Here is a 13,357-nt window from a genome sequence, read left to right on the forward strand (position 1 = left end):
CAATCAACCAATTTTCAACGCTTTTTTCACTAATTCTGTCAATGTTTTGCGTATTGCATCTGATTTCAAAATGGCAACTAATAATGCAGCAAAACCAGTAGCAGCAATAAGCACTACAGCATACTCGGCGGTTACAGCACCAGAATCTTGCTTTTGAAGATTGTTAATATACTGCTTACCTTTTTGATTAAGGCGCATTTCTACCACTGATAATTGGTCATTTACTTGAAGCATCGATACAGTGTATCTTGCAACAAGCTTTTGAATTATCCCAACCATTATTTGTACCTTTCCCTTCAATTTATCCGAAATTTTCGGATAAAAATATTTTTGCAGGTTGATTTGCGAAGTCCAAGAAAAAATCTTCATTGTGGATAAAAGCTAGAAAGTATTGAAATCTTTTGGAAAATACTTAAGAAAATTCAAAAATAAGATTTTCTTAACAAAATTTAATCTACTATCACATAAGAGAAGCAACCGTAGGAATAATACCAATACATATAAAAGCTGGCAAAAAGCACAATCCAACTGGTAGCAATAATCGCACAGACAGCCTGGAAGTTTCTTGCCTAGCAACATTTTCCATAGTGATTTCGTAATGCTTAGAAAGCGCAAGTAGAACCGGAACAGGCGAAGATCCATTACACCAAGATTCGCGCAAAGAAGTCATTAACCAAGTTGCTAAAACCAACGATGAATCTATTTTTTCAAGTTTTTTGTTGCGGCTTGTGCTTTTTGAGACAGCTTGAATATTTTTACGAACATGCGGCGGAGACCATGCTTCATGCCAGCTATCTCCAGAAATCAACGCTCTGGACACCTCACACATCCACAATCCATGCCCGCCGGGCAAAACAGCACCGACTACATTCAAAGCTCTAGGAATAGCAACGCCACTGCGCAAAGCAACAATAATCATATGCAATCCAAGCAGAGGATCAATATCTTTAGAATAAGCATTACGCCACTCATATTTAGTATCAGAATCGCCAATATTTAATCTTTTATAGCCAAGCAACGTTTTAGAACCAAAAGAAATATTGCAAAATTGCCAAGCCATAATAACGAATACAGGCACAATCAGCAAAAGACGACTGTTATACTCCATTTTTACTTCCTAATAACCGAACTTGCCATAGTATGATTAGATATTCGCAACATTGACTTAACCCATGCCAAGCCAAGGCTGTAAGAAATTGAGCCAACAATCAACAAAACCCACCCATATACGGTAGTTAGCAAAATAAGAATCGGATGTCCGCCAAGCAATTCACCTGCTAATAGAGACAAACAAGGCAATGCGGTGAGTAATTTTATTGTGGCAGTTGGCATTGCAGATACGTCTGCTTGAAGATCTTCCGCTCTACGGCGAGCATGGTACGATGCCGAAGCAGCTTCTACGCAAGTAGCCATTTCACAGCCTAAAGTATTGCTTAATTCATAAGCTGCCATAAGATTTTCGCAAACAGATCGCATATGGTTTTCAATGCGCCTACGCTGAGCCGCAGATAGATTTTGATTTTTAATAGAACATCTATTATTAATCCATCTGTAAATCATTTTTGCACTTACTTCATTAGAACAAATACTATTCTTAAAATCAGCATCATTTTGCAATATCATTTCAAACGTTGAGCCGGATCTCAATGCAGCAATTAAACCTGCAAGAGCTTCTTCAATATCCATATTCCCCCAATCAAAAAATGAAAGTTACGAAGCTATTTGATTAAAATTACGTTGATTAAAATTACGTTGATTAAAACTATTTTTACTAAAATTACTCGCGCAAATATTACTAATATCTTCTGGAAGCCTCCAACACTTAGCAAACTTTTTCCACTCAGGTAAAACAAGCATGCGCATACTACCGTCGCTAAAACATCGTTCTAAACGCAAAACTGCTTTACCTTGTAAAGCCGAAGCGGCAGGCAAATATTGCAGAACGCCAATTTCGCGAACCATGCGTCTGCCATCCGAAGCACGCTCCACATGAATTACCACATCAAAAGCTCCCGCAGCCAAAGCGCATAATGCTGCAGGCTCTAATTTAGCGAGCAAGCCAAGAGCCATAAGTCGAGCAGGAACTTTTTCTACCTCATCCGCATGAATCGTAGTCATGCCGCCTTTATGGCCGGAAGTAAAAACGCGTAGCAAATCAGCAATTTCTTCCCCTCTGCACTCGCCTAAAACAATTCTGTCTGGGCGCATTCTCAAAGTTGCTTTTACTAATTGAGATAATCCAATTTCTCCAACCCCTTCCACATTGGCTTCGCGAACGCTTAGCGAAACATGATTTGCAGTCAGCTCACCTAATTCACGAGTTTCTTCCACGGAAATAATTCGATCATGTGAATCCGCCATTGCAAGAAGAGCTTTCATAAGCGTAGTTTTACCAGAACCAGTGCTGCCGGTAATCAATATGTTTGCCTTTAATTTCACAAGAAATCCAAGAACATACGCAATTTCTTTAGGAAACATTCCTTGACTACTTAACGCTAATAAGTCGTACTTTTTTAAAGTTGGAAATCGCACTGACAAAGCTGCACCTTGCGCTACTACTGGTGCTAAAACTGCGTGAATACGAATACCAGAGTTAGTTGAAGCGTCCGCAATAGGGCAAGCATCATCAAGCCTTTTGCCAAGCTGAGCACACAACCACACTGCATACTCTCTCAATAATTTAGGGCTATGCATTGGCACTCTAGGCTTGCACTCTTTTAAACCCTGCCCACAATCTACCCACACGCGCCCATCTTCGCTCACAACCATATCTGTAACCCGTGAATCATTTGCAAATTCCTGCAAAATTCCAAAATCAATATCGTGAGAATTATTTACGACCATACTTTCCCCTTGAATATGAAAAATGACTAAATTTAGAATGACGATGTTTGTTTGAACTTTCTTTTTTGCTAAAGATTGCCTCTGCTAAAAGCCAGTTTCCTAGTTTTTTCATAGCTGATTTCATACAAGAAGGGACTTCGCGAATACCATAGCCTCCTATAATGTCTGCATGAAGGTTTGAATCATACGGCAAAAATCCTAATATCTGTGTTGAAAGATATTCAGAAGCTTCGTCAACATTTAAAACATATGATTTTTGTTTTAAGCCTCTAGGGAACATCCCTATTGCGGCAAATTCATCGCTACTAATATCAACATTGCAAGTTGACTTAAGCACATGCGAATATGCGCGAAAACGAGCTAAATCGAGAACAGATAATTCAACAGAAGCAAGAGTTGCAGAAGCAGAAAGTTGGGGAATACTTTTGTAAATTTCAACTGAGGATTTTCCTGATCCAATATCTACAATAACCACATCGCAAGCTTCAGCTAAAGCGCGAATTACAGCCTCAACAACCCACGGCTCTGGGCGTTCGCTTCGCCATGGAGAAAATGCTAAAACATCAACATCATCCCAATGAATAAGCTCATTTTTTAGCACATATCCATCACAACGACCAAGAGGTGCTTCTACTTCTTGCAAACGCCTGCCTTCGTCGGATTCTAACCCCAACAAAACATCCAAACCACCATGCGTTAAATCAGCATCTATAATCGCCACACTGTAGCCTTGCTTGCTTATATAACGAGCCAGAATAGACAATAACGTACTCAAACCAATTCCGTCAGTCGCCGCAGTTCCAACCAATATATTCGAAGGTAGCGCCTCAAGAAATTCGCTTTCAAGCGGCGCTTCTTCTGAATATTCGCACAAAGACTGATTTAGATTTTGCAATGAAATATTGCGATTTTTGGGCGCAATAGTAGTTATTACAGTGTGATCGTCTACAAGAGTAGATGAATTAACACAATCACTACGAATTGCGCTTGGATTAGAATAGCTCGACGCTTGAGGTGGGTAAACGTAACGATTAACGTCTTTCGACGCACTAAATCTAGCTAAATTGCTAGTACCACTTGAATCAGTTTGCCTAGCGCTAGCCAACTTGTTATTTAAATCAATATTTGTACTCATGCGCCTATTGAAACGCATACGCAAGTTGGTTTGCAATAAAATTAAACCAATGTGGTTAAAACATTAATCATTCGGCAATTAGTGCATTATTAAGAACAAGATCTCCATGAGATTGCATATACCGTTCAAGAAGTTCGCTATAAACCGGCTTAGTTTTTAGAATATCCGAAACAAGCAACGCAATAAATGCGGAAGCTGCCACTGGAAGTGTATGAATCATAGTTCCAGACATTTCAACTGTTAGCAAAATCGAAGTAAGTGGAGCTTTTACAGAAGCAGAAAGCGTTCCAGCCATCACACAAACCGCAAACACGGATACGAATTTTGCGTCAATACCAAATGCTGAAATGCTAGTAATACTGCGAGCTGCAACTCCGCCTGCGAGCGCACCAACAGCAAGTATTGGCATAAAAATGCCTCCAGGAGCACCGCAACCAAAACTTGTTGAAGTAAAAAGCATTTTTGCAACAAAGAGCAAACAAAGCATTGCAATACTTATTTTTCCATATTCCGAAAGGCGCACTAAGTTAGATCCACCTCCGAGAACTTCTGGAAGGAATAAACCAACTGGTACTGCAATTAAGCAGGCTATTGCAACCGGCATCCACTTAGGCAAATAGCCATACAATGTTTGCAACCCAAGAAGAGAACGATTCATTAAAGAGCCCACAAATCCGGCAAAAATACCAAGTGGAATAAGCCAAACATGCAATCCCATTGGCAAATCTGGAATTTGACCGAAATCAAGCACTGGGCGCAAACCGAAGCAGGTTTGTGAAACAAAATCAGCAAAAAGAGAAGCGACAGCAGCGCCCATTAAAACTGTAGACGATATTCCATGCTGTACTTCTTCTAAAGCAAACATAACTCCAGAAAGAGGAGCAGAAAATGCTGCAGAAAGACCGGCAGCAGCACCAGCAGTTACAATATAATGCTCCTCAATATCGTCTCTCTTTCCTTTACGGAAGATTCGAGACAACATTTGAGCCCCGCATGCGCCGATTTGAATTGACGGGCCTTCACGCCCAAGCGACAATCCGAATAAAGAACCTAGAAAACCACCAACAAAACGCACCGGCAAAATAGTGTGCCAGCGCATATTTAATCCACGACGGACGTAGCCAACAACTTGTGGAATACCGCTTCCGGAAGCCATGCTTTCCTTAACACTCATCCAACCAATAATCAGGCCTGCAATTATGGCAAAAATTAAGCATGGCACAATCCACCATGCGTTATGCCAAATTTGCAAGTACATCCAACGCGCAAAATCGGTACCATATTCAATGCCAAATCTGTAAAAAGCTACGAGCGAACCAGAAACTACGCCAACTAAAACGCCCGCTAATATTACTTTCCAGCGAAGCTGGCAAAAAGTTTCTAATATTTGCTTTGACTGCTTACTTAAAAAGCTCACTACATTCTTAAAGCTCACTACTGCTCGATTCTGCGCACAAAACTTAACTTTTAAATACTAAAATATTTGAAATAACAAAATTTGCAAAGCAACATAACCCACGGACGCAGACAAAAATGGCGCAATAAGCTCCGCACAAAGTAGAAAAATGCCATCTTTTATGCGCTTTTTTTGAATAAGATCCACACCTTCAAAAATTGCGGTAGAAAACGTGGAAAATCCACCCAAAAATCCCAAAATCATCAAATAAACAAAATTAGCGCCAAAAATTGATACTGCAACCATAAAAACATTAGCAACAACTCCTAAAGTAAACGAAGCTAAACAATTAATAAACAGCGTTGCAACAGGAATTCTACTATTATGGCTTGCAGAAATTTTTTTAGTCATTGCGCATCTTAAAACAGCACCCAAACCGCCAAAGAAGCAAGGCAAAACAAATATAGTAAAAACGTACAATGGATTCATCACTTCACCGCCTTAGTATTATCTTCTTGAACAGTTTGCTCTTGCTTTTTATTAATGCGCTTTGCAATTCCCGTTCCAATCCAACTGCCAACAAACGCCATAAAAACGCCAAATATTAAGGAAAGAATCATACCAAAAATAGCAAAAGTCATGCGCGGAGAAATAAACGACATAGCACCTTCAAATGCGAAAGTAGACATAGTTGACAATCCGCCGCAAAAGCCCGTTCCTAAAGCATATTTGTAAAAAGTTTGCTTTTCTTTAGATAACGCTTTAACAGATATTGCAGTAACAAGAGCGAAAATAAAGCAAGCAATCATATTAGACAAGAAAGTGCCTAAAGTAAGCTGACCAAATATAGAAGATTGTAGATTTACCGGGTAAATTAAAGGCGCGTAAGAAGAAATTACTCCACGTACAAACGCTCCGCACGTGCCACCAATAAAAACTAAAAGATATAAGCGGCGGCTATTTTTACAATTTTTCTCGCTTATTTTACTCATTCTCACTCTTTTACAAAACTATTTGCATAAACCAAAACGACACTCTCAATTGAGAAGTGCCGTTTTGTTAAGTTAATCATCAGCCAATAGACAATTCAGTTAGTCAGAGAGTGAACACTAATAATGTGATCTCGCTGCGGACCAGTGCCAATGGCAGAAATACGGCAATTAGAAAGCTCTTCCAAACGCTTCACGTAATTCTGAGTATTCTGAGGCAAGTCTTCAAACTTGTGAATTTGAGAAATATCCTCACTCCAACCAGAAACCATCTCATAAACTGGCTTTGCACAAGCGAATAGAGACTGGTCCACAGGCATTTCTTCCATGCGCTTGCAAGTTCCATCTGCCAAAGTCACATCGTAAGCTACACAAACTGGAATTTCCTTCAATCCTGTTAAAACATCAAGCTTGGTAAGAACAATATCTGTTAAACCATTTACGCGAGTTGCATAACGGCTTACTACAGAATCAAACCAGCCGCAGCGACGAGGACGGCCTGTTGTAACACCATATTCATGACCTTGCTCACGCAACCAATCGCCCTGCTCATCCAAAAGCTCAGTTGGGAATGGGCCTTCACCAACACGAGTGATATAAGCCTTAGCAACACCAATTACGCGAGTAATACGAGTTGGGCCAACGCCCGTACCTGTGCAAGCGCCGCCAGCAGTAGGATTCGAAGAAGTAACGAATGGGTAGGTGCCGTGGTCAACGTCAAGCATTGTGGCTTGTCCGCCTTCGAACAGAACGGTTTTGCCTTCATCCATTGCCTTATTTAAAACTAGCGAAGTGTCAGCAATATAAGGCTTCAAACGCTTACCGAGTTCAACAAGCTGGGCAGTTACAGCGTCAATATCAATAGGATGCTGATTATAAAGCTTCACAAGCATCTGATTCTTTTGATGCAAGCTCGCCTCAACTTTGTCACGCAAATGCTCAGCATTAAATAAATCATGTACGCGAATTCCTACGCGATTAATTTTATCCGCATAAGTAGGCCCAATACCGCGACCGGTTGTACCAATTTTGTGCTTTCCAAGGAAACGCTCTGTAACCTTATCTATTACACGATGATACGGAGTAATAATATGTGCAGCTTCGCTTACCAGCAAACGCGAGCAATCAACTCCACGAGATTCCAAAGCATCAATCTCTTCAAACAAAACTTCCGGATCAACAACAACGCCGTTGCCAATTACAGGAGTTACATTAGGGCTAATAATGCCACTTGGAAGCAAATGCAGCGCGTAAGACTTATCTCCAACTACAACGGTATGGCCAGCATTGTTGCCACCATTAAAACGTGCGACAATATCAACTTTAGATCCAATTAAATCTGTTGCTTTACCTTTACCTTCGTCACCCCATTGAGCACCAATAAGCACAATACCAGGCATGCCACACCTCCATTTTTTGGGCTAACGTTGCCCAAATTTGCACAATCCTACCTGACAAGGTTATCGCTACGCCCCTACCGATTAATGAGAAGAAAAAATCTTTTAAGTATGAAAGCTAACTATTTCAATGCTTTACCAGCAGAGCCAAGCTGCACACAAGCTTCTACCACGCGTTGAGCCATGGCTTTTTCAGCTTCACGACCCCAAGAACGAGGATCGTAAAGTTTCTTTTCGCCAACTTCACCATCTATTTTAAGAACAGAATCGTAATTGCTAAACATGTGTCCTGCAATAGCGCGAGTAAAAGCATATTGCGTATCCGTATCAATATTCATTTTAACTACGCCGTAACGCACAGCTTCTGCAATTTCTTGAGCAGTAGAGCCAGATCCTCCGTGGAATACCAGCAGGAAAGGCTTTTTAGATGCACCAAATGTACGGGTATCGCAAGTATCTTTATATTCTTCGTATACAGTTTGTTGGATTTCTTGCAACAATTGAGGACGTAACTTTACAACGCCAGGCTTATATGCTCCGTGAACATTGCCAAAAGTAAACGCTGCCATATATCTGCCGCGCTCTCCCAAACCAAGCTTTTTTACAACGCGTAAAGCATCTTCAGGCGTAGAATATAGGCGCTCGTCAATATCGGCACGATGCCCATCTTCTTCTCCACCAACCGCACCAATCTCAATTTCAAGAATTGTACGAGCCTTTTGTGAAGCGTCAAGTAACTCTTCTGCAACATCTAAATTATGTTGCAAATTAACAGTTGAGCCATCCCACATATGCGATTGAAAAAGAGGTTCTGCACCCCTTTTTACTTGCTCTGCTTCTTTAGCTAACAGTGGGCGAATCCAGTCGTCAAGATAAGCTTCCGCACAGTGATCGGTATGAAGAGCAATAGTAATATTTGAGTACTGAGATGCAACTTCATGCGCAAAAGCAGCAAACGCAAGAGAGCCAACAACGCGATTATTTACGCACTGCCCAGAAAAATAAGCCGAACCGCCAACAGAAACCTGAATAATGCCATCAGACTCAGCTTGCGCAAAACCTTGAAGAGCCGCATTAAGCGTTTGAGTACTTGTAACATTAATAGCAGGATACGCGTAGCCACCTCGACTTGCAGCATCAAGCATATGCGCGTAACGTTCAACGGTTGCAATAGTCATACTTGTATTATCCGCCTTTATAATTCACAAAGCTACACAAATACACAAAAGTGTTACAAAAGCTGTTCTAATAACTTACTATCTAAAACGCTTTAAGTTACGACTGCATCTTTTGATGACGCTTTTTAGCCTCTGTAACTACAAATTTGTGATACTGCAATGCGATTGACTCATCTAAACCAGCATCAGCAGAAAGATTTAGCAGACGCTGAACCTGCTCCTGCTCACGTTTAGAATCCAAAGGAGCAAATTTAGCTTTAGCTTTAAGTTCGCCAATGCGATTAGTAGTCTTAAAACGTTCCGCTAGAAGCGCAATAATTGCACCGTCAATATTATCAATCGATTTGCGCAGCGTTAAAATCTTATCCGCAGCATCTTCACAACTTTTATTTAATGAAGTATTGCTCGGATTAATTGTCGTTTCAGAAAAATCACACATAATATGATTTATACAAAACTTTAATCAAAATAAGTCTGCAAAACCATTGTGGTTTCCGTACTTACTGGCACAATGCGATGAATAGTATTGATTAGCTCTTCCAACTTACTTGGCGTTGCAACACGAACTACCAGCATAAAACTTGGGCTTCCTGTGACGGAATAGCACGCTTCAATACCAGGAATATCGCGCAACTTTGTAGGAATTGTTGCTTCCTTACCAAAATCAAGCGGAGTAACTGACACGAATGCACTAACTGGCAAGCCACGACGCTCGTAATCAATAAGCGCACGATAACCAGTAATAACACCCTTGCGCTCAAGCTTTTGAACACGCGACTGCACGGCAGAAACAGATAATCCTGAAGCCTTTGCTAAACGCGTTAACGTGGCACGACCATCATGCTCGAGAATATCTACAATAACTCCATCGGTTGAATCCATTGGCAAAGCGCCTTCAACTTTACGGGAACTTCCTGTCATATTTTCTCCATTCTCTAATCGACGCTGAACGAGAATTATAGTCGGATTTATGCTAGCGCCGGCAGGCAGCAATACCTATGTTACCTTATTTTTTACAGAAAAAGAACAAAATAATATAAAAATTTTTTATACCTTGCTTTATTCAGTTTTTTTGTGGAAAAATAATAAAAAATATAAACTAAATAATAATATTTATTGTCGAAAGAGTAGAGGGAGATAATATGGCTGTTGTAGCAGAACACGCAATCTCAATACCTAGATCTGGTATTCGTGACGTATTTGACCGCGTAGAACAAATCCCTGATGCTATTTCGCTCTGCCTAGGAGAGCCTGGCGAAACTGCTTCCAATCATATTGTTAAAGCAGCTTGCGAATCTATTGAAGCCGGAAAAACAAAATATACCGACGTTTTAGGAATTCCAGAATTCCGCAAAGCTGCAGTTGATTACACAAAGAGAGTAAAAGGCTTAGTTTATGACGCCGATACTGAAATTCAAGCAGTTGACGGCGCTACAATTGGTTTATATTTAGCTATTAAAGCAGTAATTGATCCGGGCGACGAAGTAATTATTCCTTCTCCATACTTCACTTCTTATGATGCAGAAGTGTTAATGTGCGACGCAACTCCTGTAACAGTTGCCCTTAAGCCTGAACATGGAATGCATGTTAATGCTGAAGAAATACGCAAAGCAATTACTCCACGAACTAAAGCTATTATTATCAACTCACCTTGCAACCCAACTGGCGCAGTAACTACAGCCGAAGAACTTGCAGAAGTAGCAGAATTATGTAAAGAATTTGATTTGTGGGTAATTTCTGACGAAGTGTATCATCCATTTGTATTCGCAAGTGACCCTGAAACAGAACCTGCAGGAGATGCTGTAGCGCCATCTATTGCAGCAGTTGAAGGAATGAAAGATAGAACCATTATTGTAGAAAGTTTGTCTAAAACTTACGCAATGACCGGCTGGAGAATCGGCTATATTCTTGCACCAGCTAACGTTATTGAGCAAAGCAGTAAAATTGCGGAAATGATACACTCTTCCGTCAATTCGACTGCACAATACGGCGGAGTTGCTGCTCTTACCGGACCTCAAGATCATGTTCGTCAAATGCGCGAAGAATACCGTGAAAAACGAAATCTGGTACTTAACGCATTACAAGATTGCGACGCACTAAAACTTATTGAGCCACAAGGAGCTTTCTACGTTTTCGTCGACGTTCGCCCAACTGGATTAACTTCCAAAGAATTCAGCAGAAGACTTTTGGAAGAAGAAAAAGTTGCTGTTGTTCCGGGAGAAGCTTTCGGAAAAGAAGGAAGCGGATTTGTGCGACTTTCTTACGCTGGAAAATCAGAAGAACTTAAGGAAGCTGTGGCTCGCATGCGAAAGTTTGCGCTTGAGCAGCAGGCTGCTAATAATGCGTAAAAACAATTAAAAGCAACAATTAAAAGCGCACAATCCTAGGATAGATTCTTAAGATTGTGCGCAAAATCATTTATTCTGTTATTTTTCAGCTTACAAACTTAAAAATAACACTCAAATCACTTAAGCAGCAGTTGGCGCAGAAGTATTTGAAGAACCGTTTGCTTGCTGAACAATAGCAGCCAAAAAATCACGGTTTGAAGCAGTCTTCTTTAAGCGAGGAATCAAAGTCTGATACGCTTGCTCAGGCTCAAGACCGCCAAATAGGCGACGCAAACGGTAGATAATAGGAAGTTCGTTAGCCGGAGTAATCAATTCCTCACGACGAGTTCCAGAAGCATTAATATCTACAGCAGGGAACAGACGCTTATCTGCCAAGTCGCGGCTCAAACGCAATTCCATGTTGCCAGTGCCCTTGAACTCTTCGAAAATAACCTCATCCATCTTAGATCCAGTTTCAACCAGAGCGGAAGAAATAATCGTCAAAGAGCCGCCGTCTTCAATATTTCGAGCAGCACCAAAGAACTTCTTTGGTGGATACAACGCCTGAGCATCAACACCACCAGAAAGAATACGTCCAGAAGCAGGAGCAGCGATGTTGTATGCACGAGCCAAACGAGTCATAGAATCAAGCAAAACAACAACATCCTGGCCAAGCTCAACTAAACGCTTAGCGCGCTCAATTGCAAGCTCTGCAACTGTAGTATGGTCGGAAGCAGGACGGTCAAACGTTGAAGAAATCACTTCACCCTGAACCGTACGCTCCATATCCGTAACTTCTTCTGGACGCTCATCTACAAGAACAACCATCAAATGCACTTCAGGATTGTTCGTAGTAATAGCGTTAGCAATATTTTGCAGCGTAATAGTCTTGCCAGCTTTTGGAGGAGACACAATCAAACCGCGCTGACCCTTACCGATTGGCGCAACCAAATCAATAACACGACCAAGCATGCGATTAGCAGTAGTTTCTTGGCGTAAGCGCTCATTAGGGTACAGCGGCGTAAGCTTAGCAAATTGCGGACGATTCTGAGCCTCTTCAACACTCATGCCATTAATGCTATTAACAGTTTGCAACGGAACAAACTTCTGACGCTGATTTCTACGATCGCCCTCGCGAGGTGCACGAATAGAGCCTTGCACAGCATCGCCCTTGCGCAAACCATACTTTTTAATTTGGCTCATTGAAACGTACACGTCATTTGGCCCTGGAAGGTAACCAGAAGTGCGTACAAATGCGTAAGATTCGAGCACATCAACAATACCTGCTACTGGAACAAGATCTTCCTGAGGCTCTTCGCGGCGAGATTCTCGAGAATCGCGCTCTTCGCGGCTCTCACGATTATCACGGTCTAAACGAGAATTGCGCTCAGAGCGATCTTTACGCTCCTGTCGATCTTGACGCTCCTGACGATCTTGACGATCATCATGATCAGAATAATCCTCCCGATCATCCTCATAATCTCTACCGCGACCACGCATGCGACGCTGGAAACGCTCCGACTTATTATCTTGCTCTTCGCGATCAAAATCGCGAGAAGATCCACGCTGTCGACGAGATTCGCCTTCAGAACGAGATTCATCTCCTGGCAAAGTTGCCAAAATCTGATCCAAATCGCGCGAATCTACTCCTTCTGCACGACGATCACGATTGTTATCTCGCTCATCATTTACACGACGACGCTGGAAAGAAGAATTACGATTATTATCTCGTCGATAATTCTTAGATCCAAAATCTTCGTCGCGCCTGCGACGATCATTATTTGCATTTGGCACTAAGTTTTCCAACGCTTCCAAGTCTTTATCGTCATCCAACGAACGAACTTCTTCATTATCTGCACGAGTATCTGCAGACTTACTTGCACTCGTAGAATTGTAAGGCGTGCGAACGCTTACACCAGCAGGCGCTTCTCCCCCATTGCGTGCTGCATTCAATGTAGCTAACAATTCAGGCTTGCGCATGGTCGAAGTGCCGCGCAAACCCATTTGCTTCGCAAGATCTTTCAATTCTGAGAGCTTCATTTTCTCAAGATTTTGGCTTGTTGCCACAATTTTACCTTTCCCTAACTCACA

At 41.5% G+C, this 13,357-nt stretch carries 14 protein-coding genes; 1 reads left to right on the plus strand and 13 read right to left on the minus strand.

All coding sequences use genetic code 11. The annotated features are described in order from the left end of the window. Positions 1-3: 3 nt before the first annotated feature. The 12 genes from CGSMWGV1500E_RS05850 to CGSMWGV1500E_RS05795 form a co-directional block, all read right to left on the minus strand. The gene (locus tag CGSMWGV1500E_RS05850; RefSeq protein WP_004126283.1) at positions 4-279 is read right to left on the minus strand and encodes a DUF4244 domain-containing protein; all 276 of its coding nucleotides are present in this window, start codon (positions 277-279) and stop codon (positions 4-6) included. 181 nt (positions 280-460) lie between these two features. Then, complete coding sequence (locus tag CGSMWGV1500E_RS05845; RefSeq protein WP_004126284.1) at positions 461-1,108, minus strand: type II secretion system F family protein; 648 nt, start codon at positions 1,106-1,108, stop codon at positions 461-463. Positions 1,109-1,110: 2 nt separating this feature from the next. Further along, a complete protein-coding gene (locus CGSMWGV1500E_RS05840; protein WP_004126285.1) occupies positions 1,111-1,686 on the minus strand; it encodes a type II secretion system F family protein in 576 nt (191 codons plus the stop codon). 24 nt (positions 1,687-1,710) lie between these two features. Further along, entirely contained in the window at positions 1,711-2,844 is a 1,134-nt protein-coding gene (locus CGSMWGV1500E_RS05835; RefSeq protein WP_004126286.1) for a CpaF family protein, read from the minus strand. Then, a complete protein-coding gene (locus tag CGSMWGV1500E_RS05830) occupies positions 2,831-3,979 on the minus strand; it encodes a hypothetical protein (protein WP_004126287.1) in 1,149 nt (382 codons plus the stop codon). The genes CGSMWGV1500E_RS05835 and CGSMWGV1500E_RS05830 overlap by 14 nt, the downstream gene beginning before the upstream one ends. Before the next feature lie 67 nt (positions 3,980-4,046). Continuing rightward, a complete protein-coding gene (locus CGSMWGV1500E_RS05825; protein ID WP_032843354.1) occupies positions 4,047-5,414 on the minus strand; it encodes a ClC family H(+)/Cl(-) exchange transporter in 1,368 nt (455 codons plus the stop codon). 39 nt (positions 5,415-5,453) lie between these two features. Further along, positions 5,454-5,864, minus strand: a complete 411-nt coding sequence (locus CGSMWGV1500E_RS05820; protein WP_004126289.1) for a fluoride efflux transporter FluC — start codon at positions 5,862-5,864, stop codon at positions 5,454-5,456. Continuing rightward, complete coding sequence (locus tag CGSMWGV1500E_RS05815; RefSeq protein WP_004126296.1) at positions 5,864-6,367, minus strand: fluoride efflux transporter FluC; 504 nt, start codon at positions 6,365-6,367, stop codon at positions 5,864-5,866. Before CGSMWGV1500E_RS05815 ends, CGSMWGV1500E_RS05820 begins: the two co-directional genes overlap by 1 nt. 95 nt (positions 6,368-6,462) lie before the next feature. After that, entirely contained in the window at positions 6,463-7,764 is a 1,302-nt protein-coding gene (locus CGSMWGV1500E_RS05810; RefSeq protein ID WP_004126299.1) for an adenylosuccinate synthase, read from the minus strand. Positions 7,765-7,883: 119 nt separating this feature from the next. Next, positions 7,884-8,939: a class II fructose-bisphosphate aldolase gene (fbaA, locus tag CGSMWGV1500E_RS05805; protein WP_004126301.1), complete on the minus strand. Its 1,056-nt coding sequence runs from the start codon at positions 8,937-8,939 to the stop codon at positions 7,884-7,886. A 97-nt stretch (positions 8,940-9,036) separates the two neighbouring features. Next, a complete protein-coding gene (locus tag CGSMWGV1500E_RS05800; protein ID WP_004126303.1) occupies positions 9,037-9,378 on the minus strand; it encodes a chorismate mutase in 342 nt (113 codons plus the stop codon). A 20-nt stretch (positions 9,379-9,398) separates the two neighbouring features. Beyond that, entirely contained in the window at positions 9,399-9,860 is a 462-nt protein-coding gene (locus tag CGSMWGV1500E_RS05795) for an Lrp/AsnC family transcriptional regulator (protein ID WP_004126304.1), read from the minus strand. A gap of 221 nt (positions 9,861-10,081) precedes the next feature. Between CGSMWGV1500E_RS05795 and CGSMWGV1500E_RS05790 the strand changes: the two genes are divergently transcribed. After that, entirely contained in the window at positions 10,082-11,287 is a 1,206-nt protein-coding gene (locus tag CGSMWGV1500E_RS05790; RefSeq protein WP_004126307.1) for a pyridoxal phosphate-dependent aminotransferase, read from the plus strand. A gap of 120 nt (positions 11,288-11,407) precedes the next feature. On the opposite strand, the gene rho is transcribed toward CGSMWGV1500E_RS05790, so the two are convergent. Beyond that, positions 11,408-13,333, minus strand: coding sequence for a transcription termination factor Rho (gene rho / locus CGSMWGV1500E_RS05785; protein ID WP_004126310.1), 1,926 nt, complete (start codon positions 13,331-13,333; stop codon positions 11,408-11,410). Positions 13,334-13,357 lie beyond the last annotated feature (24 nt).

This window comes from Gardnerella vaginalis 1500E (genome assembly GCF_000263595.1).
In the GTDB taxonomy this organism is placed as follows: domain Bacteria; phylum Actinomycetota; class Actinomycetes; order Actinomycetales; family Bifidobacteriaceae; genus Bifidobacterium; species Bifidobacterium vaginale_E.

Excerpts from the sequence above, each read along its gene's own strand:
- CGSMWGV1500E_RS05795 (WP_004126304.1), bottom strand. The coding sequence starts at position 9,860 with ATGACAGGAAGTTCCCGTAAAGTTGAAGGCGCTTTGCCAATGGATTCA.
- CGSMWGV1500E_RS05800 (WP_004126303.1), bottom strand. The coding sequence starts at position 9,378 with ATGTGTGATTTTTCTGAAACGACAATTAATCCGAGCAATACTTCATTA.
- CGSMWGV1500E_RS05840 (WP_004126285.1), bottom strand. The coding sequence starts at position 1,686 with ATGGATATTGAAGAAGCTCTTGCAGGTTTAATTGCTGCATTGAGATCC.
- CGSMWGV1500E_RS05850 (WP_004126283.1), bottom strand. The coding sequence starts at position 279 with ATGGTTGGGATAATTCAAAAGCTTGTTGCAAGATACACTGTATCGATG.
- CGSMWGV1500E_RS05835 (WP_004126286.1), bottom strand. The coding sequence starts at position 2,844 with ATGGTCGTAAATAATTCTCACGATATTGATTTTGGAATTTTGCAGGAA.
- CGSMWGV1500E_RS05790 (WP_004126307.1), top strand. The coding sequence starts at position 10,082 with ATGGCTGTTGTAGCAGAACACGCAATCTCAATACCTAGATCTGGTATT.
- fbaA (WP_004126301.1), bottom strand. The coding sequence starts at position 8,939 with ATGACTATTGCAACCGTTGAACGTTACGCGCATATGCTTGATGCTGCA.
- CGSMWGV1500E_RS05820 (WP_004126289.1), bottom strand. The coding sequence starts at position 5,864 with ATGAATCCATTGTACGTTTTTACTATATTTGTTTTGCCTTGCTTCTTT.
- CGSMWGV1500E_RS05830 (WP_004126287.1), bottom strand. The coding sequence starts at position 3,979 with ATGAGTACAAATATTGATTTAAATAACAAGTTGGCTAGCGCTAGGCAA.
- CGSMWGV1500E_RS05845 (WP_004126284.1), bottom strand. The coding sequence starts at position 1,108 with ATGGAGTATAACAGTCGTCTTTTGCTGATTGTGCCTGTATTCGTTATT.
- CGSMWGV1500E_RS05810 (WP_004126299.1), bottom strand. The coding sequence starts at position 7,764 with ATGCCTGGTATTGTGCTTATTGGTGCTCAATGGGGTGACGAAGGTAAA.
- CGSMWGV1500E_RS05815 (WP_004126296.1), bottom strand. The coding sequence starts at position 6,367 with ATGAGTAAAATAAGCGAGAAAAATTGTAAAAATAGCCGCCGCTTATAT.